The sequence below is a fragment of the Mangrovimonas sp. YM274 genome (assembly GCF_030908385.1).
Taxonomy (GTDB): Bacteria; Bacteroidota; Bacteroidia; order Flavobacteriales; family Flavobacteriaceae; genus Mangrovimonas_A.
Map to the genome: position 1 here is coordinate 717,501 of NZ_CP133091.1, position 23,432 is coordinate 740,932.

At 38.5% G+C, this 23,432-nt stretch carries 14 protein-coding genes and 1 pseudogene (1 of these 15 only partly in view); 14 read left to right on the plus strand and 1 reads right to left on the minus strand.

All coding sequences use genetic code 11. The annotated features are described in order from the left end of the window. Window positions 1–799, plus strand: the 3' portion of a protein-coding gene (gene nusA / locus RBH95_RS03190) for a transcription termination factor NusA (RefSeq protein ID WP_307901285.1). 434 nt of this gene lie to the left of the window's left edge; only the last 799 of its 1,233 coding nucleotides appear in the window; its start codon lies beyond the left edge, outside the window; the stop codon is at window positions 797–799. A 29-nt stretch (window positions 800–828) separates the two neighbouring features. After that, window positions 829–3,657 (plus strand): translation initiation factor IF-2, encoded by a 2,829-nt coding sequence (gene infB, locus RBH95_RS03195; protein WP_307901286.1) that lies wholly within the window; start codon window positions 829–831, stop codon window positions 3,655–3,657. A gap of 70 nt (window positions 3,658–3,727) precedes the next feature. On the opposite strand, the gene RBH95_RS03200 is transcribed toward infB, so the two are convergent. Next, the gene (locus RBH95_RS03200; protein WP_307901287.1) at window positions 3,728–4,114 is read right to left on the minus strand and encodes an SPOR domain-containing protein; all 387 of its coding nucleotides are present in this window, start codon (window positions 4,112–4,114) and stop codon (window positions 3,728–3,730) included. A gap of 295 nt (window positions 4,115–4,409) precedes the next feature. Between RBH95_RS03200 and RBH95_RS03205 the strand changes: the two genes are divergently transcribed. The 12 genes and pseudogenes from RBH95_RS03205 (at window position 4,410) to RBH95_RS03260 (ending at window position 23,297) form a co-directional block, all read left to right on the plus strand. Further along, the gene (locus RBH95_RS03205) at window positions 4,410–5,702 is read left to right on the plus strand and encodes a cytochrome c3 family protein (protein ID WP_307902221.1); all 1,293 of its coding nucleotides are present in this window, start codon (window positions 4,410–4,412) and stop codon (window positions 5,700–5,702) included. A gap of 29 nt (window positions 5,703–5,731) precedes the next feature. After that, window positions 5,732–8,911 carry a TAT-variant-translocated molybdopterin oxidoreductase gene (locus tag RBH95_RS03210; RefSeq protein WP_307901288.1) on the plus strand — a complete coding sequence of 1,060 codons (3,180 nt, stop codon included), beginning with the start codon at window positions 5,732–5,734 and terminating at the stop codon, window positions 8,909–8,911. Window positions 8,912–8,944: 33 nt separating this feature from the next. Beyond that, a pseudogene (gene nrfD / locus RBH95_RS03215) lies at window positions 8,945–10,366 on the plus strand (NrfD/PsrC family molybdoenzyme membrane anchor subunit); the annotation flags it as partial. 39 nt (window positions 10,367–10,405) lie between these two features. Next, the gene (locus RBH95_RS03220) at window positions 10,406–10,945 is read left to right on the plus strand and encodes a DUF3341 domain-containing protein (RefSeq protein ID WP_053992935.1); all 540 of its coding nucleotides are present in this window, start codon (window positions 10,406–10,408) and stop codon (window positions 10,943–10,945) included. Between the two features lie 83 nt (window positions 10,946–11,028). Next, entirely contained in the window at window positions 11,029–11,586 is a 558-nt protein-coding gene (locus RBH95_RS03225) for a cytochrome c (RefSeq protein WP_307901289.1), read from the plus strand. Between the two features lie 24 nt (window positions 11,587–11,610). Beyond that, entirely contained in the window at window positions 11,611–12,972 is a 1,362-nt protein-coding gene (locus RBH95_RS03230; RefSeq protein WP_307901290.1) for a quinol:cytochrome C oxidoreductase, read from the plus strand. A 28-nt stretch (window positions 12,973–13,000) separates the two neighbouring features. Further along, the gene (locus tag RBH95_RS03235; RefSeq protein WP_307901291.1) at window positions 13,001–14,071 is read left to right on the plus strand and encodes a cytochrome c oxidase subunit II; all 1,071 of its coding nucleotides are present in this window, start codon (window positions 13,001–13,003) and stop codon (window positions 14,069–14,071) included. Window positions 14,072–14,096: 25 nt separating this feature from the next. Further along, on the plus strand, window positions 14,097–15,887 hold the full coding sequence (locus RBH95_RS03240) for a cbb3-type cytochrome c oxidase subunit I (protein ID WP_053978113.1): 1,791 nt from the start codon (window positions 14,097–14,099) through the stop codon (window positions 15,885–15,887). 76 nt (window positions 15,888–15,963) lie between these two features. Further along, window positions 15,964–16,986: a Holliday junction branch migration DNA helicase RuvB gene (gene ruvB, locus RBH95_RS03245; RefSeq protein ID WP_307901292.1), complete on the plus strand. Its 1,023-nt coding sequence runs from the start codon at window positions 15,964–15,966 to the stop codon at window positions 16,984–16,986. Window positions 16,987–17,014: 28 nt separating this feature from the next. Next, window positions 17,015–18,349, plus strand: coding sequence for a cytochrome P450 (locus tag RBH95_RS03250; protein WP_307901293.1), 1,335 nt, complete (start codon window positions 17,015–17,017; stop codon window positions 18,347–18,349). 303 nt (window positions 18,350–18,652) lie between these two features. Continuing rightward, on the plus strand, window positions 18,653–19,168 hold the full coding sequence (locus RBH95_RS03255; protein WP_307901294.1) for a hypothetical protein: 516 nt from the start codon (window positions 18,653–18,655) through the stop codon (window positions 19,166–19,168). 139 nt (window positions 19,169–19,307) lie between these two features. Next, window positions 19,308–23,297: an ATP-binding protein gene (locus RBH95_RS03260; protein WP_307901295.1), complete on the plus strand. Its 3,990-nt coding sequence runs from the start codon at window positions 19,308–19,310 to the stop codon at window positions 23,295–23,297. The last annotated feature ends 135 nt before the right edge of the window (window positions 23,298–23,432 follow it).

The window sequence follows — 23,432 nt, forward strand, 5'->3', positions numbered from 1 at the left end:
ACACCATATACGTCATAGAGCAATCATTCTTTTGGATGATGAAGGAAATGAAATTATTTTGCCGAAAGAAAAGCAAATTCCTTCAGATTTCTTCCGCAAGGGAGAAAATGTCCGTGGAATTATTGAGAGTGTAGAGTTAAAAGGCAATAAACCGGCTATCATTATGTCAAGAACAGCTCCTGTTTTCTTGGAGAAATTGTTCGAACAAGAGATACCAGAGGTGTTCGATGGCTTGATTACCGTTAAAAATGTTGTTAGAATTCCTGGTGAAAAAGCTAAGGTAGCAGTAGATTCTTATGATGATAGAATAGATCCTGTAGGAGCCTGTGTAGGTATGAAGGGGTCAAGAATTCATGGTATTGTAAGAGAACTTGGAAACGAAAACATTGATGTAATCAATTATACCAACAATATTCAGCTTTATATTACAAGAGCATTAAGTCCAGCAAGGGTAACTTCCATCAAAGTAAATGAAGAGACTAAACATGCAGAAGTATTGCTTAAACCAGAAGAGGTTAGTAAAGCAATTGGTAGAGGTGGCCACAATATTCGCTTAGCTGGTCAATTAACTGGTTATGAGATTGATGTATATAGAGAAGGTGCTGAAGAGGATGTTGAATTAACAGAATTCTCTGATGAGATTGAAGGATGGATTATAGAAGAATTCAGCAAGGCAGGATTGGATACCGCCAAGAGTGTATTGGAAGAGGATGTACAGGACTTGGTGAAGAGAACAGATTTAGAAGAAGAAACAATTCTAGAAGTAATAAGAATTCTTAAAGAAGAATTTGAAGAATAACAGATATAAGTTTATATTACAGGCAATTTATGGCTCAAACAATTAGATTAAATAAAGTATTACGAGAACTCAATATTTCTATTGACCGTGCGGTTGATTTTTTGGAATCAAAAAACGTGGAAATAGAGAAAAGTCCGAATACTAAAATTTCAGAAGAGGTCTACGGGATTCTTTCCAATGAATTTCAAACAGATGCCAGTAAGAAGGTGGCGTCTAAGGAAGTAAGTGAGGCCAAGCAGAAGGAAAAAGAAGAACTTCGTGAAATCCGCGAACGCGAGTTGGAGGAGAAAGCGAAAAAAGCTGAAGCTAGTAGGCAGCAAGTGGTCAAGGCGAGGGTTGAACTGAGTGGTCCAAAACAGGTAGGAAAAATCGACTTGGACACACCTAAGCCTGAAGAGGCCCAAAAAGAGGAGGCACCTAAAGAGGAAGAAGCTCCAAAGGTTGTTGAGGCACCTAAGGAAGAAGCTCCCAAAGTGGAACAACCACCTAAAGAGGAAGAGCAAAAACCAGTTGAAGCAGAAGTGAAGACTCCAGAACCTAAACCAGCACCAGCTCCTAAGCAAGAAGCTCCTAAAAAAGAGGAGAAAATATCCAAACCTGAGCCAAAAAAGGATATTCAACCTAAAAAAGAGCCTGTAAAGGAGAAGAAGCAGGTGCCTGCCGATAAACCAAAAGAGTTTCCAGAAGGCCGTGTGGAAACCAAATATCAAAAACTTACAGGGCCAAAAATTGCCGGTGAAAAAATAGATTTATCTCAGTTTGATAAACCTAAGAAGAAAAAAGAAGATAAAAAGCCAGCTGCTTCTTCAAATGACGCTAATAAGAAAAAGCGTCGTCGTATAAGCAAGACTGGAACTGATAATAGACCTAACTTCCAAAATAATCGCGGAAACCAAAAAGGTGGCGGATATAAAGGAAAAGGAAAGCGACCTACGGTTGTGAAAGAAGAGCCTAGCGAAGCAGAAGTACAAAAACAAGTTCGTGAAACTCTTGAAAAACTTCAAGGTAAATCCAGTAAAGGTAAAGGAGCTAAGTACCGTAGAGAGAAAAGGGAACATCATAGAGAACAGACAGAAAAGAGTCTTGAGCAACAACAAGCTGAAAGTAAAATCCTTAAAGTAACTGAGTTTGTTACTGCGAGTGAAGTTGCTACAATGATGGATGTGTCAGTAACACAGATTATTTCGGCATGTATGTCTCTTGGAATGATGGTAACCATGAATCAGCGTTTGGATGCAGAAACCCTTTCTGTAGTAGCAGATGAATTTGGTTACGAGGTTGAGTTTGTTACTGCTGATATTGAAGAGTCAATAGAAGAAGTAGAAGATAAACCAGAAGACTTGACACCAAGAGCTCCAATCGTTACCGTGATGGGACACGTAGACCACGGTAAAACTTCGCTTTTGGATTACATTCGTAAAGAAAATGTAATTGCAGGAGAGTCTGGTGGAATTACACAGCATATTGGAGCATATGGAGTAACCTTGGATGGAGGTCAGAAAATTGCCTTCTTGGATACTCCGGGTCACGAGGCCTTTACTGCCATGCGTGCGCGCGGTGCTCAAGTAACCGATTTAGCTATTATTGTAATTGCGGCAGATGATGCCATCATGCCACAAACAAAAGAAGCTATCGCTCACGCCCAAGCGGCTAATGTGCCAATTGTATTTGCAATCAACAAAATTGATAAGCCAGGTGCTAACCCTGATAAAGTAAAAGAAGGATTGGCAAATATGAACTTATTGGTGGAAGATTGGGGTGGTAAAATTCAATCTCATGATATTTCAGCCAAAACAGGTCAAGGTGTTAAAGAATTATTAGAAAAGGTATTACTAGAAGCCGAATTATTAGAGCTTAAAGCAAATGCCAATAAATTGGCTAATGGTACTGTAGTTGAAGCGTTTTTGGATAAAGGAAGAGGATATGTTTCAACTATTTTAGTTCAGGCTGGTACTTTAAAAGTTGGTGATTATGTGCTTGCTGGTAAAAACAGCGGTAAGATAAAAGCAATGCACGATGAAAGAGGTAATGACGTTAGTGAAGCAGGACCGTCGACACCAGTTTCTATTTTAGGTTTGGATGGTGCACCTCAGGCAGGAGATAAATTCAATGTATTTGAGGACGAAAGAGAGGCAAAGCAAATTGCTGCGAAACGTACTCAATTACAGCGTGAGCAGTCTGTAAGAACACAACGTCATATTACTCTAGATGAAATTGGACGTCGTATTGCACTTGGAGACTTCCAGGAATTGAACATCATTCTTAAAGGAGATGTGGATGGTTCTGTAGAAGCCTTGACCGATTCGTTTCAGAAATTATCTACCGAAGAGATTCAAGTTAATATCATTCATAAAGGAGTTGGAGCCATTACAGAAAGTGATGTGTTATTGGCAACTGCTTCAGATGCTATCATCATCGGATTTAATGTGCGACCAATGGGTAATGCCAGACAAATTGCTGATAAAGAAGAAATCGATATCAGAATGTACTCCATTATCTATGATGCTATCAATGATCTTAAAGATGCTATGGAAGGCATGTTGTCTCCTGAGCTTAAGGAGGAGATTACGGGGACTGCTGAAATTCGAGAAATATTCAAAGTCTCTAAGATTGGAAGTATTGCAGGGTGTATGGTTACCAATGGTAAGATATTTAGAAACTCTGGAATTAGACTTATTAGAGATGGTGTAGTAGTTTACACTGGGGAATTAGCCTCTTTAAAACGTTTCAAAGATGATGTTAAGGAAGTAGCCAAAGGCTATGATTGTGGTATGCAGATCAAGAACTATAACGACATCAAAGAAGGTGATATTATAGAAGCATTCCAAGAAGTAGAAGTTAAGAAAAAGCTGAAATAACTTTCAGTATCATAATAGGTATAAAAAAGGCGACCAAATGGTCGCCTTTTTGTTTGCTATGATGTCACTTTTATTTGATTTCTGTTTTTGGTTGAAAGATAAAAGCATTGGGGTAATTGGCTTTAATCTTGATAAGCGCTTTGTCAGCTTCTAAACGACTTCTAAAAGTGCCCACTTGTATTTTGTAGTGTGGAGTATCATATTCCATTGCTACCGGCCAATCTTCGTAGGTATCATTGAACTCTGATTGGGCTTTTTCTGCTCCAGAGCGATTTCCTGAAAAAATTTGTATTTTGTACAAAGCAACAGTGTTGATATCCTTTTTAAATTCCAAAAGTTGCGTGATTTCTTTGCTCTTGTCTACCGTTACAATTCCTTGTTGGGCATGTATGTAGGAAACAGCTCCTAAAAATAAGCAGAACCCTAGTAGCGCTTTTTTCGTATTTTTGTGAGTCATGATTCTAAAATGGTTTAAAATGAATGGTTTATTTGGGTGTAAATGATTTAGTATTATGGATTTACTGACGGCTAAAATATGAAAATAATTTCTAGAAATAGGCTGTCATATACATTATTATATATAGGCAAAACGGCTTATTTAGAATGCATATAAATTATCAGTTAACACTTCTGTAACATTTTTAGAATCCACTTTAAATGTTACTTTTGTGCGAGATTTTTATAACTGTATTTTTTTCTTTTTTTGAATGAAAAAATCATACCAAAGTTTGGAAGATAATTCAACTATTAATATGAAACAGGTGATATACCGTAAATTGACCTCTAAGATTATTCGATTAGGGTTTCTTGTTCTACTCACACTTTCAGCCTCTTTAAGGGCGCAAGAAGGAGACCCTGCAAAGGGGAAATCCTTGTTCAATACTAACTGTGCAGCTTGTCATAATTTAGACAAGCAAATGACAGGGCCTGCCTTGAGACACGTTGAAACTAGATTGGCCGATGAGCAAGGTTTGGACCGTGAGTGGCTTAGTGCTTGGATACGTAACAGTGCTGGATTGATTAAGTCTGGCGATGCGTATGCTAATCAAATTTTTGCAGAATTCAACAATACGCCTATGACGGCGTTCGCTACTTTAAGCGATCAAGATATAGCAGATATCTTAGCGTATACCGCGCAAGAGAAGGCTGAACCTAAAGTAGAAGTTGCCACGACGGGTGGTGCTGCTACACAAGCTTCTGGTTCGGGTATTTCAAATGAAATTATTTTAGGGGCTTTAGCATTGTTGTTTGCCTTGTTGGCAATGGCTTTGATTTTGGTGAGACAAACTTTAAACAAGTTTGCTGAAGCTAAGGGTGTTGACATTACTGAAGGCGAAGCTAGATTGCCATTATGGAAGGCGTTTGCTAAAAACCAATTCTTGGTTTTGGTGACTGCTATTTTCTTATTGTTGGCGAGTGCGTACTTTGTGTATGGTTACTTAATGCAGGTAGGGGTTGATCAAGGGTATCAGCCAGTACAGCCAATTCACTTCTCACACAAAATTCACGCAGGTGATAACGGTATCGATTGTAAATACTGTCACTCTTCTGCTCGTGTAAGTAAAACTTCAGGGATTCCATCTTTAAATGTTTGTATGAACTGTCACAAGTCAATCTACGAATATAATGGAGAGACTACTGTAGAGCATAGCAAAGAATTTTACGATGGTGAAATCCAAAAGCTATATGCAGCTGCAGGATGGAGCGATGCTGACCAAAAGTATACAGGAGAATCGCAGCCTGTGAAATGGATAAGAATTCATAATCTACCAGATTTCGCATATTTCAACCACTCACAACACGTTTCTGTTGGAGGGATTCAGTGTCAAACTTGTCACGGTCCAGTTGAAGAAATGGAAATCATGTATCAACATGCTCCACTTACTATGGGATGGTGTATCAACTGTCACAGAGAAACAGAGGTGAAAGTTCAGGATAATGAGTACTATGCTAAGATCCATGAACAATTATCTAAAAAGTACGGAGTAGAAAAGCTTACTGCTGCTCAAATGGGTGGTCTGGAATGTGGTAAGTGTCATTATTAATTTATTAAGAAGTAATTCAATTATATAATATGTCATCAAACAAGAAATACTGGAAAAGTGTTGAAGAGCTTAACGAGAACAGCTCTATTGTTGAGACGCTAAAACAAAACGAATTTGTTGAAGAGATTCCAACTGATGAGTTTTTAGGAGATAAGGCCTCCTTGGAGAGTTCTTCTACAACACGTCGTGATTTCTTAAAATACGTTGGCTTTAGTACAGCTGCTGCTTCTTTGGCAGCCTGTGAAGGGCCGGTAATTAAGTCTATCCCTTACGTAGTGCAACCGGAGGAAATCGTTCCTGGTGTTGCCAACTACTATGCAACGACGATTGCAGATGGATATGACTTTGCAAGCGTTTTAGTTAAAACCCGTGAAGGTCGTCCAATTAAAATCGAAAACAATGCTTTAGCTGCTGTTAATGGTAGTGCCAATGCAAGAGTGAACGCATCTGTTTTAGGATTGTACGATAGTTTAAGGGTGCAAGGACCAATGAAAGGTGATGCTGCGATCACTTGGAATGAATTTGATGCGCAAACAAATCAAAAACTGAATGAGGTTAAGGCTTCTGGAAAACAAATTGTGTTGTTAACTCAAACGTTTGCCAGTCCTTCAACTTCAGCTTTGATTGCTGAGTTTGCTGCCAAGTTTGGAAACGTTAAGCACGTACAATACGATGCGGTTTCTGAATCTGCTGCATTAGATGCTTACCAAGCTAAATACGGTGAAAGAGGTCTTGCTAACTACGATTTTTCCAAAGCGTCAACTATCGTATCGATAGGTGCAGATTTCTTAGGAGATTGGCAAGGAGGCGGATTTGATTCTGGATATGCTAAAGGACGTGTACCTAACCACGGTAAAATGTCTAGACATATTCAATTTGAATCAAACATGTCGTTAACTGGTGCCAACGCCGATAAGCGTGTACCATTAACACCTACACAACAAAAACAAGCTTTAGCAAAACTTTATACATTAGTGGTTGGTGGATCTGTATCTGCAGACTTACCAGAAGCTGTGGCTCAATCAGTTGCAAATGCTGCTGCTCAAATTAAGAGCGCTGGTGCTAATGCTGTAGTTGTAACAGGACTTCAAGATGTAAATGCTCAAACTGTGGTATTGGAAATCAATAGCCACTTGAAGAGTAAAGCATTTTATCCTAAAACAACTATCAAAACTAGACAAGGTAACGATAAGGCTGTAGCTGCTTTGGTAGCAGATATGAAAGCTGGTAAAGTTGGAGCTGTCATCATGAGTGGTGTAAACCCAATGTATACCTTACCTAATGCTGCTGATTTTGCTGAAGGATTAAAACAAACAGATTTGTCAATTGCATTCTCTTTGAAGAAAGATGAAACGTCTGCGTTGACACAATATATCGCTGCAGCACCTCACTATTTGGAGTCTTGGGGTGATGTAGAAATGAAGAAGGGACACTACGGGTTAACACAGCCTACTATTCGTCCTTTGTTCGACACAAGACAATTCCAAGAAGCTTTATTGAAGTGGAATGGAAGTGCAACAACTTATCACGATTATATCAAGCAAACTTGGAATGCTAGTGTATTGGGAGGAGCTTCTTTCAGTCAAGCATTGCATGATGGTGTGTTTACTACTAACCACAGTGTTGTAGTGGAAACTCCAGAAGGTGCTCACCACGAAGACAAAACGTTTGTTGGTGGTATCATTGAAGATGTTGCTGAAGGATTAGGTCTTAAGAAAGAAGAGGAAGGTACTGTAGAAACGACTACAGCTACTTCTGGAGCTGCCGCAGCAAGAGCTTTGGCAGGGGCCACTTCTCAAGGAATGGAATTGGTATTCTATTCTAAAACAGGAATGGGAGATGGTCAACAGGCCAACAACCCTTGGTTGCAAGAATTCCCAGATCCTATTTCTCGTGTGTCTTGGGATAACTACCTAACGGTATCCAAGGCAGATGCAGAAAGCTTAGACTTGAAAAACGTACACGTAGCTACCGGAGCTTTAGATGGTAGTTATGCCGATGTAACCGTAAACGGAACGACCTTGAAGAATGTTCCTGTGTTGATCCAACCAGGGCAGGCTAAAGGAACTGTTGGTTTAGCGTTTGGTTATGGTAGAACTGAAGGATTGAAAGAAGAAATGAAGACGGGTGTTAACGCCTTTACGTTATACCAAGATTTCAATACAGTTCAAAATGTAACGGTGGCTGCTGCTGCCGGAATGCATGAGTTTGCATGTATCCAGTTGCACAATACCTTGATGGGACGTGGAGATATTGTTAAGGAAACTACCTTAGAGATTTTCAATACGAAAGATAAATCTCATTGGAATGCTATTCCTGTAGTGTCTTTGAACCACGAAGAAACGCCTGTAACATCTCCAGATGTTGATTTATGGGATGAGTTCGATCGTTCTATCGGGCATCACTTTAACCTTTCTATCGACTTGAACGCTTGTACAGGTTGTGGGGCTTGTGTAATTGCATGTCACGCTGAAAACAACGTTCCTGTGGTAGGTAAAGAAGAAGTGCGTCGTAGCCGTGATATGCACTGGTTACGTATCGATAGATACTATTCTTCTGAAGACTCTTTCGAAGGGGATAATGAGAAGAAAGACAATATCGCTGGACTTGGAAGTTCATTGACAGGATTTGGAGAAATGGAACATCCAGCCGACAATCCTCAAGTAGCTTTCCAACCAGTAATGTGTCAGCACTGTAACCACGCACCTTGTGAAACTGTATGTCCTGTTGCGGCAACGTCACACGGTCGTCAAGGACAAAACCACATGGCTTATAACCGTTGTGTAGGTACTCGTTACTGTGCAAACAACTGTCCTTATAAAGTACGTCGATTCAACTGGTTCCTTTACAACGGAAACGATGAATTCGATTATCATATGAATGACGATTTAGGTCGTATGGTATTGAACCCAGACGTAGTGGTACGTTCTCGTGGAGTTATGGAAAAATGTTCTATGTGTATCCAAATGACACAAAAAACGGTTCTTGACGCTAAACGTGATGGACGTGTGATTAAGGATGGTGAATTCCAAACAGCATGTTCTGCAGCTTGTAGCAGTGGTGCCATGGTATTTGGAGATATCAATGATAAGGATAGTAAAGTAGCCCACCTTAAGGATGATAACCGTATGTATCACTTGTTAGAGCACATTGGAACAAAACCAAACGTGATCTACCAAACTAAGGTGAGAAACACAACAGAAGCATAATAAAACAAACTAAGAAATAATTATAAAAGGATTATGGCGTCTCATTACGAAGCACCTATTAGAAGACCTTTAGTTACAGGCGAGAAATCATACCACGATGTAACCGTGGATATTGCCAAGCCAATTGAAGGTAAAGCAAACAAACAATGGTGGATAGTTTTTAGTATTTCACTTGTGGCTTTCCTTTGGGGAATCGGGTGTATTTTATATACAGTATCCACAGGTATCGGTACTTGGGGATTAAACAAAACTGTGGGCTGGGCCTGGGATATTACCAACTTCGTTTGGTGGGTAGGTATTGGTCACGCAGGAACTCTGATCTCTGCAGTATTATTGTTATTCCGTCAAAAATGGAGAATGGCCATTAACCGTTCTGCAGAGGCGATGACTATCTTCTCGGTAGTTCAGGCGGGATTGTTCCCAATTATTCACATGGGACGTCCATGGTTAGGATACTGGGTATTGCCAATCCCAAACCAATTTGGATCGCTATGGGTTAACTTTAACTCGCCGCTTCTTTGGGACGTATTCGCGATTTCAACGTATTTATCGGTATCATTGGTATTCTGGTGGACTGGTTTATTACCTGACTTCGCAATGATCCGTGACCGTGCAGTGAAGCCTTTTCAAAAGAAAATTTATTCATTATTAAGTTTTGGATGGACAGGTAGAGCTAAAGACTGGCAACGTTTTGAAGAAGTATCTTTGGTATTGGCTGGTTTGGCAACACCACTTGTACTTTCTGTACACACCATCGTATCGTTTGACTTCGCAACATCGGTGATTCCTGGATGGCACACTACCATCTTCCCTCCGTATTTCGTTGCGGGTGCAATTTTCTCTGGATTCGCGATGGTAAATACCCTTCTTATTATTATGAGAAAGGTATGTAACCTTGAAGATTATATTACTGTACAGCACATCGAATTGATGAACATCGTAATCATGATTACGGGTTCTATCGTAGGTGTGGCTTATATTACTGAGTTATTTATTGCATGGTACTCTGGAGTGGAGTATGAGCAATATGCTTTCTTGAATAGAGCAACTGGTCCTTACGCTTGGGCGTACTGGATGATGATGTCTTGTAACGTATTCTCTCCACAGTTCATGTGGTTCAAGAAACTTAGAACAAGTATCATGTTCTCTTTCTTTATCTCTATTGTGGTGAACATAGGAATGTGGTTTGAGCGTTTCGTAATTATCGTTACCTCATTGCACAGAGATTACCTTCCGTCTTCTTGGACGATGTTCTCACCAACATTTGTGGACATAGGGATCTTTATCGGAACTATTGGATTCTTCTTTGTATTGTTCTTATTGTACTCTAGAACATTCCCAGTAATTGCACAGGCAGAGGTTAAGACAATCATGAAGTCATCTGGTGAGCGTTACAAGAAGATAAGAGAAGCAGGCGAAAGCCTAGTAGGTACAGGAGCAGACGCACGTACTTCTGGAAGTCAAGTTAACAACTCTAAAAACTAATTGCAGCATATGGAATCTTCATCAAAAGTAATTCACGCAATATATACCGACGACGATGTGTTGATGTCGGCAGTGAAGAAGGTAAGAGCTGAGAAACATCATATAGAAGAAGTTTACACGCCATTTCCGGTTCACGGACTAGACAAGGCGATGGGATTGGCACCAACACGTATAGCTATTGCAGCTTTTATTTACGGATGTATTGGTTTAACGGTAGCCATCACCATGATGAACTTCATCATGATCGAAGACTGGCCACAAAACATTGGTGGTAAACCTAGTTTTAGTTATATAGAAAACATGCCTGCATTTGTGCCTATCATGTTTGAGTTGACCGTATTTTTTGCAGCTCACTTAATGGTAATCACGTTTTACCTACGCAGTAGAATGTGGCCATTCAAGAATGCTGAGAACCCGGATCCAAGAACTACAGATGACCATTTCTTAATGGAAATCCCAGTTCACGGTAATGAAGCTGAATTGGAGCAACTACTTAAGGAAACCGGTGCAGTAGAAATTAATATAGTTAACAAAGACGAAGCACATTAATATGAAATGAACAGAGCGTTTTGGAAGTTTCTTAAACGCTTTGTGAGTTGCATCTGAGGACAATAAAAAACAGAAATTTACAGATGAAAGGCTTAATAAAAATAACAGTTTTATCAATTATAGCAGTGGCATTTGTGTCTTGTAAGAAGGATTCAAGACCAAACTACCAGTTTATGCCAAACATGTACGAGTCGGTAGGATATGAGACCTATTCAGAGTCTGATGCCTTTGCAAACGGAGTGGAAGCTCAAGTTCCTGCAGAAGGAACCGTAGCAAGAGGGTACTTACCTTTTGACTTTGACAACACTGCAGAAGGCTATGCGCTAGCAAAAACTAATTTAATGAGTCCTTTGGATTCTACTCAAGTAGATTTGGCTAAAGGAAAAGAACTATACGACATCTACTGCGGGATCTGTCATGGTAACAAAGGAGATGGCCAAGGTAACTTGGTAAAGCGTGAAAAGATATTGGGTATCCCTAGATATGACGATGCTGGACGCGCCATCACAGAAGGTAGTATCTACCATACTATATACTACGGTAAAAATGCGATGGGTTCATATGCCAATCAGTTAAGTGAAGAAGAACGTTGGCATGTGGTTGCATACGTTTTAGACCTAAAAGCGAAATTAGAAAAATAAGATTGATAAAGATTATATAAAGACATGTATACATTCTCAAATAGATTAAAGACATTCTCTATCGCATTAATGATTATCGGAGCGGTAGGTGTTCTTATTGGTTTTATGACATCTCATAAATCTTTTGAAGAGGTAGAAGCCATAGTTGCTGCTGAAAGTGCCCACCACGGTGGAGGACATGATGCTGAAGCAGCTCATGTAGCGCCTGCAGCTTCACATGACACACATGCTGCAGATGGACATGGTGGTGAAGAAGTTAACCATGAAGATGCACATAAAAAGCATATAGAACATGTGCAACACCAAATTGCCAACAGACCTTGGTCTGCGCTTTACGTAGCAGCTTTCTTCTTTATGATGATTGCACTTGGAGCTTTGGCGTTTTATGCTATCCAGTTTGCTGCACAAGCAGGTTGGTCTCCCGTATTGTTTAGAGTAATGGAAGGTATTACAGCCTATGTATTGCCTGGTGCAGTAATCGTAGTATTGATTGGTGTAGCCTCAGGAACTATTGGTCATTACAATCTATTTGTATGGATGGATCCAGAAGTTGTAGCTCATGATAAATTGATCCAAGGTAAAGCAGGATGGTTGAACACTTGGGGCTTCGCTATTAGAGGATTTATCTTTATTGCAGGATGGTTTTTATACCGTCACTTTGCTCGTAAATTTTCTATCGCTCAGGATAGCGCCGATGATAACAAGAACTTTAAAAAGTCATTCCGTATTTCGGCTGCTTTCTTAGTATTCTTCATTTACACTGAATCTATGATGTCTTGGGATTGGATCATGAGTGTTGACCCACACTGGTTCTCTACTTTATTTGGATGGTATGTGTTTGCAAGTATGTTTGTAAGTGCGATTACTGTAATTGCTATGATTACACTTTATCTGAAAAACAAAGGCTTATTGCCATTTGTAAATGATAGCCACTTGCATGACTTAGCTAAATTCATGTTTGGTATTTCTATTTTCTGGACCTACTTATGGTTCTCTCAGTTCATGTTGATTTGGTATTCTAACATTCCAGAGGAGGTAACTTACTTTGTAACGCGTTTGGAGGATTACAAATTGCCATTCTTAGGTATGGTTGCCATGAACTTCTTGTTCCCATTATTATTGTTAATGAACAGTGATTACAAACGTATTCCTTGGTTTGTTGTTATGGCTGGTGTAGTTATCCTTGCAGGTCACTACCTAGATATATTCAACATGATCATGCCTGCCACTGTTGGTGACAGATGGTTCATTGGAATTCCGGAAATTGGTTCAGTATTGTTATTTGGTGGATTGTTCATTTTTGTGGTATTTACCGCCTTGACAAAAGCACCTTTATTGGCCAAAGGAAATCCATACATCAAAGAGAGTGAACATTTCCATTATTAATATAACTAAATAAAGAAGAGAAACGACAATGACTGCTTTTTTAACAATTATAATAGTACTATTTATAGCTATTGCGATTTGGCAAATGGTGAAGATATTTGATTTGGCCCAAGTGGGGACTTCAAATTCTCAAATTGCCGATGATAAGGACAACAAACTTAATGGCTATTTAATGATAGGTTTCTTAGTCTTCATTTATGTTATAACGATTGTAAGTATCGTTAAATGGGGAGACTTACCATTATTGTCCAATTCTGCCTCAGAACACGGACCACAAATCGATAACTTAATGACCATTTCATTGGTAATTATCTTTATCGTACAAACCATTACTCAGTTCTTATTACACTACTTTGCCTTTAAATACAAAGGTGAAAAAGGAAGAAAGGCTTTATTCTATGCCGATAACAACAAATTGGAAGCTATCTGGACTATTATTCCTGTAATTACTTTGGCAGGTTTGATTATCTACGGTTTGTTCACTTGGACAAGCATTATGAATGTAGATGAAGATGCCGATCCTTTAGTAGTTGAATTGTATGCACAACAGTTTAACTGGAAAGCGCGTTACGCTGGTCAAGACAATGTGTTGGGTATGGCTAACGTAAGATTGATTGATAACGACCGTGCTAACATCCTTGGTTTGGACGAAGCTGATCCAAATGCTCAAGACGATGTAATCACTACAGAATTACATTTACCGGTTGGAAAGCCTGTATTGTTTAAAATGCGTTCTCAGGATGTATTGCACTCTGCTTACATGCCACACTTTAGAGCACAAATGAACTGTGTTCCTGGTATGATTACTCAGTTTGCATTCACGCCTACAATCACGACTGCTGAAATGCGTCAAAACCCAGATATCGTTGATAAAGTGAAAAACATCAACGACATTAGAACAGAGAAAAGTAAAGAGTTAGTTGCTGGTGGCGAGGAAGCTTTAGATCCTTATGAATTTGATTATTTGCTATTGTGTAATAAGATTTGTGGAAAATCTCACTACAACATGCAAATGAAGATCATTGTGGAAACACAAGAGGAATATGACGCTTGGATTAAGGAGCAAGCAACTTTTAAGAATACGATAACAGCTAACTAAAAAAAGATAAAAACGATATAAGATTATGTCAGCACACGCAGATACTCACGCTCACGACGATCACGGGCATCATCATAAAGAGACTTTTGTAACTAAGTACATCTTTAGTATGGACCATAAGATGATTGCCAAGCAGTACTTGATTACAGGTACTATCATGGGAATTATCGGAATTGTTATGTCGCTTATGTTCCGTATGCAAATTGCATGGCCGGAAGAACCTAATGTGCTTTTTGAAGCATTATTAGGGAAATGGGCACCTAATGGTGTTATGGATGCCGATATTTATTTGGCTTTGGTTACTATTCACGGAACCATCATGGTATTCTTTGTATTAACTGCTGGTTTGAGTGGTACGTTCAGTAACTTGTTAATTCCCTTGCAAATTGGAGCAAGAGATATGGCCTCAGGATTCCTTAACATGGTATCTTACTGGTTGTTCTTCTTGTCAAGTGTTATCATGGTATTGTCTTTGTTTGTTGAAGCTGGTCCAGCTGCAGCAGGATGGACTATCTACCCGCCACTTTCTGCCTTACCAATGGCACAAGGAGGTTCTGGAGCAGGTATGACACTTTGGTTGGTAGCTATGGCTATTTTCATCGCATCTTCTTTGTTAGGATCTTTGAACTATGTGGTAACTGTTATCAACTTGCGTACAAAAGGAATGTCTATGACACGTTTACCGTTGACTATTTGGGCGTTCTTTGTAACTGCTATCATCGGTATTATTTCATTCCCGGTATTATTATCTGCAGCTTTGTTATTGATCATGGATAGAAGTTTTGGAACATCATTCTTCTTATCAGATATCTTTATTCAAGGTGAAGTATTGCATTACCAAGGAGGGTCTCCTGTATTGTTCGAGCACTTGTTCTGGTTCTTAGGTCACCCTGAGGTATACATCGTATTGTTACCTGCATTGGGGATTACTTCGGAAATTATCTCTACCAACTCACGTAAGCCTATCTTTGGTTACCGTGCCATGGTAGTGTCAATTTTGGCAATTGCATTCTTGTCAACCATCGTATGGGGTCACCACATGTTCGTATCAGGTATGAACCCATTCTTAGGGTCGGTATTTACCTTTACAACATTATTGATTGCAATTCCATCGGCTGTAAAAGCATTCAACTATATCACAACGCTTTGGAAGGGTAACTTGCAAATGAACCCTGCTATGTTGTTTTCTATTGGTTTGGTATCTACGTTCATCACTGGAGGTCTTACCGGAATCATCTTAGGGGATAGTGCTTTGGATATTAACGTTCACGATACATATTTCGTAGTGGCTCACTTCCACTTGGTAATGGGGATCTCTGCATTGTACGGAATGTTCGCTGGTATCTACCACTGGTATCCAAAAATGTTCGGACGCATGATGAACAAAAACTTGGGTTATATCCACTTCTGGATTACTGCTATCTGTGCTTATGGAGTATTCTTCCCAATGCACTTTATCGGGATGGCAGGTTTACCAAGACGTTACTATACGAACTCTAACTTCCCATTGTTTGACGATTTGGCAAACGTAAACGTTGTAATTACTGTGTTTGCTTTAATTGGAGGAGCGTTCCAGTTGGTATTCTTGTACAACTTCTTTAGCAGTATGTTCTTTGGTAAGAAAGCTGAACAAAACCCATGGAAATCCAACACGCTTGAATGGACGACTCCAGTGGAGCACGTTCACGGAAACTGGCCAGGGGAAATTCCTCACGTACACCGTTGGGCTTACGACTATAGCAAGCCAGGTCACGAGGCGGATTTCGTACCTCAAAACGTTCCATTAATGGACGGAGAAGAAGAATTACAACACTAAGAGAATTCATTTCTTATTAATCATATCAAGCCTTTCTGAGTTTTCAGAAAGGCTTTTTGTTTATCTTTGCTTTTGTATGAATGACAATTTAAACCCCTCCAATGAACACTTTTCCCCAGAGGAAATGGATGTTGAAAAGGCCTTGCGCCCCTTGTCCTTTGATGACTTTACAGGACAGGATCAAGTGTTGGAAAACCTCAAGATTTTTGTAAAGGCAGCCAATCTTAGAGGTGATGCTTTAGACCACACCTTGTTTCATGGCCCTCCTGGTTTGGGTAAAACCACCTTGGCTCATATTTTGGCCAATGAACTTGAGGTAAGCATCAAAGTAACTTCTGGGCCTGTTTTGGACAAGCCTGGAGATCTTGCGGGCTTGTTGACCAACTTAGATGAGAGGGATGTATTGTTTATTGATGAAATCCACCGTTTGAGTCCTATTGTGGAAGAGTATCTGTACTCGGCCATGGAGGATTATAAAATTGATATCATGATTGAATCTGGTCCTAATGCCAGAACCGTTCAAATCAACTTAAATCCGTTTACATTGATTGGGGCTACTACACGATCTGGATTATTGACATCGCCCATGCGTGCCCGTTTTGGTATTAGCAGTAGACTTCAATATTATTCTACGGAATTGTTATCTACCATTGTTGAACGTAGTGCCAATATCTTAAATGTGCCAATTTCTATGGAAGCAGCTATAGAGATTGCAGGGAGAAGTAGAGGAACACCTCGTATTGCCAACGCATTGCTGCGTAGGGTACGTGATTTTGCCCAAATAAAGGGAAATGGCAGGATTGATATAGAAATTGCCAAATTCAGCTTAAAAGCGCTTAATGTGGATGCCCACGGACTCGATGAAATGGATAATAAGATCTTGACCACCATTATCGATAAGTTTAAAGGCGGACCTGTTGGAATTACCACTTTGGCAACTGCTGTAAGTGAAAGTGGAGAAACTATTGAAGAGGTCTATGAACCATTTTTGATTCAGCAAGGATTTATCATTCGAACCCCAAGAGGGAGAGAAGTCACCGAATTGGCCTATAAACATCTTGGAAGAGTTAAAGGTGGTATTCAAGGGGGATTATTTTAAATACGTTTAAGTTTCCTCATTACGTTTTATGACTAAGTACACATATCCCAATAAAGTTTCTTTTTTAAAGTTTGTGCTAAAGTCATCCGAAATTGCCAAGAATCCAATTCCATTTCATCGGGAAATGTTTGCCGCTAGTGGAGAATCTTTCAGCATTAAAACGCCTTTCAATCCGCCAATTATCTTGACTAAAGATGCAAAGATCGCCAAGCATATTCTTCAAAAGCAGCACAAACTGTATGAGAAGTCCAAACTGCAAACCCAGTTTTTGTCGAAATATGTGGGGTATGGACTTTTAACGTCTACGGGAAGTTATTGGCTCAAGCAACGTCGGCTAATTCAACCTGCATTCCATAAAGATAAATTAAAACAGTTGGTGGCCATTATTGATACCACCATCAATGAACAGGTTAACAGTTTTCCAACGGATAGGATGGAAGAATTATACCCGTTGATGAATACTTTGGCTTTTGAAGTGGTTGCCAAATCGCTTTTTAATTTTTCTGCCGATCAAAATACCCTAAAGCGACTTCAGTTTATAATTGCCGAACTTCAAAACTTCATTGTTAAGGAAATACGCCAACCCCATAAACGTTTTTGGTATCACTTAAAAGGGGACATGAAATATCACCAGAAGTTGGTTAAAGAGAGTAGGGAGATCATTGAAAATATAATTAACGAACGAAGAGCGTCAAAGGAACAGCATGATGACTTGTTAGACATGTTGTTAAAGGCAGAATACGAAGATGGCTCACATATGAGTAACAACCAACTCATTGATGAAATTTTGATTTTGTTTGTGGCAGGCCATGAAACTACAGCCAATGCCTTGACCTTTACGTTGTTTTTATTGGCTACAAATCCTAAGGAGTTGGTAAAGGCTAAAGCCAATTCATTGCCCATCACGGATGCGACCCAAGCTTTTGATGCCTTGCCAAAACTTACATACATCAAACAATGTGTTGAAGAGGGTATGCGCTTGTATCCATCAGCATGGATTACCGATAGGGTAGCTTTGGAAGACGATACCGTAGGAGAATTTTACATCAAAAAAGGAACTTTGTTGGGAGTTTCCATTTATGAAATGCACCGAAACTCGAACTACTGGAAGGCTCCAGAAATATTCAATCCAGATAGGTTTTCAGAAGATAATAGAAAGTCAACAGCTTTTGCCTATATGCCTTTTGGCGCTGGCCCCCGTTTGTGTATTGGGAACAATTTTGCCATGTTTGAAATGATGCTGGCCATCAATACCATTCTTCAAAAATTTGACATTTCTACGAACAAAACCGAAGTTAAAATCAATCCGCTCATCACTTTAAAACCGGTGGATGTTGCAATGGCGTTTCATCCAATTCATTAAGAAGTTTAAGCACGATTCCATACTGTATTAATGAGTATTGATTTCATTTAATTGATTGAAAATTACAATTTATTGAAGGTTTTTTCATGGTCAATTCTTAATTATGATTGTAATTTTACTTTATAAATTTGATAGTAAAGGTTAGCGGCTTTATCACTATTATTTCTTCCTAAGCATAACATTATTAATCATCACAATATCGGTATTTGCTTTTTTAGCCGATAATGGTTTTGAATCCTATTTAAGGTGTAATTGTTAAGAATCATCATCAAAATAAATCATATAATCAAAAAACGGACAATTATGAAAAAAATCATTATCGGCTTAATATTTTTTGGATTCGCCAACCATATGAATGCTCAATTTGACGTAGGTCTTCACGGTATTCACTTAGAACCTGTTGAAATTAAAATAATTAATTTGGATTATGCTAAAAAGGTCATTGATAAGAATGCCGCTCTTGGAGTAGTCAATTTGCAGAAAGAAGTTGCTAATTTCGATCTTATTGCTTCTGAACTATATGATGAGGAGCGCAATATTTTTCCTTTAAAGTTTGAGTATAAGCACGGAAAAATATATGCCACATTTAATGAAGATGGCATAATTTTAAGATCCTTCGAAAAATTTAAGAACATTGCATTGCCTTTTGCTGTTCGGAGAACAGTAAAGGAATTATATCCCAATTGGTCATTGAGAAAAACATCTTATGAAGTGACCTACTACCTAGATGAAGATGTTGAAAGAACCTATTATGTACAGATCATAAAGGAGAAGCAGAAAAAAGTACTTCGACTGGACACATCTGGAAGATTACTTTAATTTGATCTTAGCTTAAAAATCGCCATGGAAATAAGGCGGTTTTTATTTGTTTAGGAATTACGAAATATGAATCTTCGATATTTCGTATATTTAATAGTTGCCCCTTTAGGTTTGAGAAGATAAAAAAAACTAGGGTATTATGTGGGCAAATAGAGCAGTATTCTTCACAATTTTCTTTCTGTTGATATCTACTTTGGCTACTAGCCAGAACATTCAAAACGATTTTGAAGTAAGCTATTTTGATATTAAAAAAGGGCCTTGGGCCCGGGTTTATGATATGTACAAGGACCACAATAATTTTTTGTGGTTAGCTACTTCTTTGGGACTATATAGGTTTGACGGTAGAGAATATAAACGCTACGCAAAGGATTCCCGTAAAGCCAATACGCTCCCTAACAACCTTATTTATACTGTTTGTGAGGATAATTACAATCGTCTTTGGGTAGCTGGTTTCGATTTTGATCTGGCTTATTTAGATAGAAGTACTGACACTTTTACCGAAGTAGATTTAGATGGCTTTCAGGAATTGGGAGGGCATGTTTTTGACATTATTTTAGGAGCTGAAGACCAATTGCTACTTCTTACTAGAGGGGCTGGCTTAGTGGAGTTTGCTAACTTTGGTAAGCCAAACAATTTATTGAAATATCATTGTAAGGATCTAATTTTTTTCTCAGCCAAGATAGATGGTCACGGGAAGATTTGGCTTGGTACCAATCAAGGGGTATACTCTATTTCAAATCCAAATGATATTGAGGGAACTTTTAAAAAAGAATTGGAATTAGAGGGAGAAATCCATTCGATAGAAATATATAAAAACAAGTTGCTTCTCGGAGCCAACTTAGGTTTTTATATGTACAATTTGGACACTTCAAAGTTGAAAGAAATCGAGTTGCCATTTTATCAAAATAGTCCAGGCATTGTAAGAAATGGTATTGTGCCTGTAGAAGGTAGTAAATTTTGGATTTCCATAGCTTGTAAAATTTTGGAGTTTGATGCAGGTCCTGAAACGTTTAAAGATAATATTACTACTACTAATAATAATTTGCCCTTTGCAGGATATGGTACTTTACTAAATTTTGGAAACAACCAGATAATATCTGTATTTAGAAAAGGCTTGTATTTGTTTGATTTGAATCCATCCACTTTTGGGAATATAGGTATCTACGACCTCAATGATGAAGCTTCGGAATGGGGTGCTGTACTTTCCATATTTGGGGATTCTGGGGATCTGTGGTATGGGAAATTTGAGGGTGGTCTGTGTTTAAGGCGTGATGGCAAGGAGTATTATTATAGCTTAGATGGTGTACATGGCAAACAACAAAAGGGGTATCCTCAAGTGCTGTGTTTTGCCAAGGATTCTATTCGGAATAAAATCTGGTATGGTGGAAATTTTGGATTGGGATATATAGATCTGGATACTTTTGATCCTGAATTTCCAAAACTCAATACCTTTTCTGGGGTAAGTAAAGAATTGTCTTTACTTGGAATAAACAGAATTTCGTGTATTCAAGTAGATACAAATGGAATGGTTTGGATTGGAGCTTCAGGACATGGAATTTATAATATTTTTGAAATGGAAAATGGAAGCTTTGAAGTTAACCATTTAGAGGCCACCTCTCAATCCATAAAAAATAAGCTTACCAATTACCCAACTTCTCTATTATTAAATGGCAAATCTCTTTGGGTAGGGACTGTAGGAGGAGGACTCTTGAGTTTGGAAGTGTCTTCAGATAACAAATCAGCTGAAATGTTAGGGCATTACACAAAAAGCTTGGATCCGCAGTCCATTTGTTCAGATTTTATTTTGGATATTGTTTTGGATAGTCAAGGAGACTTATGGGTTTCAACCTTTGGAGGTCTTAGTGAGTATTTGGGCCATGGTAAGTTCAAGTCCTGGCAGGAAATCCCTAATGTTAGTAACCCTGTCTTCCTAAGTTTGTTGAGTGACAATCAAAATAATATTTGGCTCACCACCTATGGAGAGGGACTTATAAAATATAATCCTAAAACCGATGAATTTCAGCAATATGGAGCCACGGAGGGTATTAAGAATTATGATTGGTCCAAGGGAAGGTTTAAAGGGGAAGATGGACGTTTGTATTTTGCAGGTGATTATGGAGTTACTTATTTTAACCCTGAAGATATAGACGCGTTTATCTCTAAAAAAAGGATTTATTTATCTGATATTAAAGGCAGAAAGAGTGATGAACAATGGGCATCGGGAACAGAACTTTCCCCACAGATTAATCTTATCCATGATCAATTTCCGTTACAGTTGCATTTTTCAACGCTTGGGTATTCAACAGAAGAACTAGAAAATCTTTATTATCGCATCACTCCTGGTAACGATAATTGGAGTAAAATGGTGGGGACGGATTTACAACTGATAGATTTACCTGCTGGCACCTATGCTTTGGAAGTTAATGGAGGCAATTATCAAGGGCTTTGGGATAAAACTCCTTTTGCGGTGCAATTGGATGTTACAGGGCCTTGGTGGAGTTCAAGCTTGGCCAAAATTATCTATTTGTCCCTGATTATTTTTGGAATCTTGTTATTGTATCGGTTTTTACTTTCCAGAAAATTGGCTCTTGAGGAGTCTAGAAGATTAAAGGAAGTGAATGATTCCATGACGCATTTTTATTCTGGAATTACCCATGACTTTAGAACTCCTATAACTGTTATTTTAGGTATTACCAATTATTTAAAGGGAGAAATACCCAAGACGTATAGTCCCAATTTAAGTTTGATAGAGAAGAGTGCCTCAAATTTGGTGCAGATGGTAGATAATATTATTGAATTGTCAAGAAATGAAAAAGGTTTGATGAGTCAACAAATGATTCAAGCCGATATTATTGCTTATATACTTTATCTTTCTTCTAGTTACCAAACTTTAGCAGAATTAAAACACATCAATTTTAACATAGACGTTAAAGAGGAATTCGTGGTTATGGATTTTGATAAAAACCATATAAAAGGTATTCTCGGCAACCTGTTGTCTAATGCCATAAAGTTTACTCCGAATGGAGGAAAGATATCCTTAGTTGTGGGGAGAGAAGTTAGTAATTTGAATATAACAATTACAGATTCTGGGATTGGCGTTCCTTTAGAGGAGCAGAATAGGATTTTCGAAAAATATTACCAATCCAAAAACGCTAGTAAAATATCAGAGAAAGGCTCAGGAATTGGGCTGTCATTAACAAAACAGTATGTTGAAATTTTAAAGGGGACTATCAAATTGGAAAGTTTGCCAGATGTTGGAACAAAGGTTGAGTTGTCAATTCCAATCCATAATAATGCTGAGTATCTTCAAGATTTTTTAGAGTGCAATAGGGAGGTTGATAAGGATAGAAATGAAAACTTAACACAGTTTCAAGAGTTGGACAAACAAAAACCAAACATCTTAGTAATAGAGGATCATGAAGATGTGAGAACGTATCTGAGATTACTTCTAAAAGATATATATGATGTTATAATGGCAACTAATGGAGAGGAAGGAATAGAGTTGGCCAATACCTATGTGCCAGAGCTTATTTTGTGTGATGTTATGCTACCAGATATTGATGGTTTTCAGGTAACGGAAAATCTCAAGTTAGGGAGTAAGACGGACCATATTCCCATTGTAATGTTAACTGCAAAGGCTGGACATGCCAGTAAATTAAATGGCTTTCATAAAGGGGCTGATGCCTATCTCACCAAACCTTTTGATGAGAAAGAATTGTTTGCTGTAATTGAAGGCTTGTTAAAAACTAGAGAATGCTTAGAGAATAAATCTGTTGGATTGACATCATCCATTAAAAATGGACATTTAGAAAATTCGCATCTTCAATTTGTGGAGGAGGTAAATCAAACGTTATTCAGTAATTATCAGGACACCAAATTTGGTCCAAAGGAATTGGCAGAACATCTAGCCATGAGTGATTCACAATTATATCGTAAAATTAAAGCTGCATTCAAGGTGTCTCCGGTTCAGTATATACGTTCCTATAGATTAAAGCAAGCCAAAGCGTTGCTTGGAAATACGAATAAAACAATCACTGAAATCTCTTATGAAGTTGGTTTTAACGATGCGTCATATTTTTCTAAGGTTTTCAAGAGTGAATATGGACAGACCCCTACAAAATTTCAGTAAATAAGATTACAGAAGTAAGTGATTTCATAAGAGGAATTCTTCAACTTGAATGATTCGTTCTAATAATTGAATGAAATTTCCAATTTGACGATTAACGCAAAGTGTACCTTTATAAATAATTACTCCTTAGGGCCA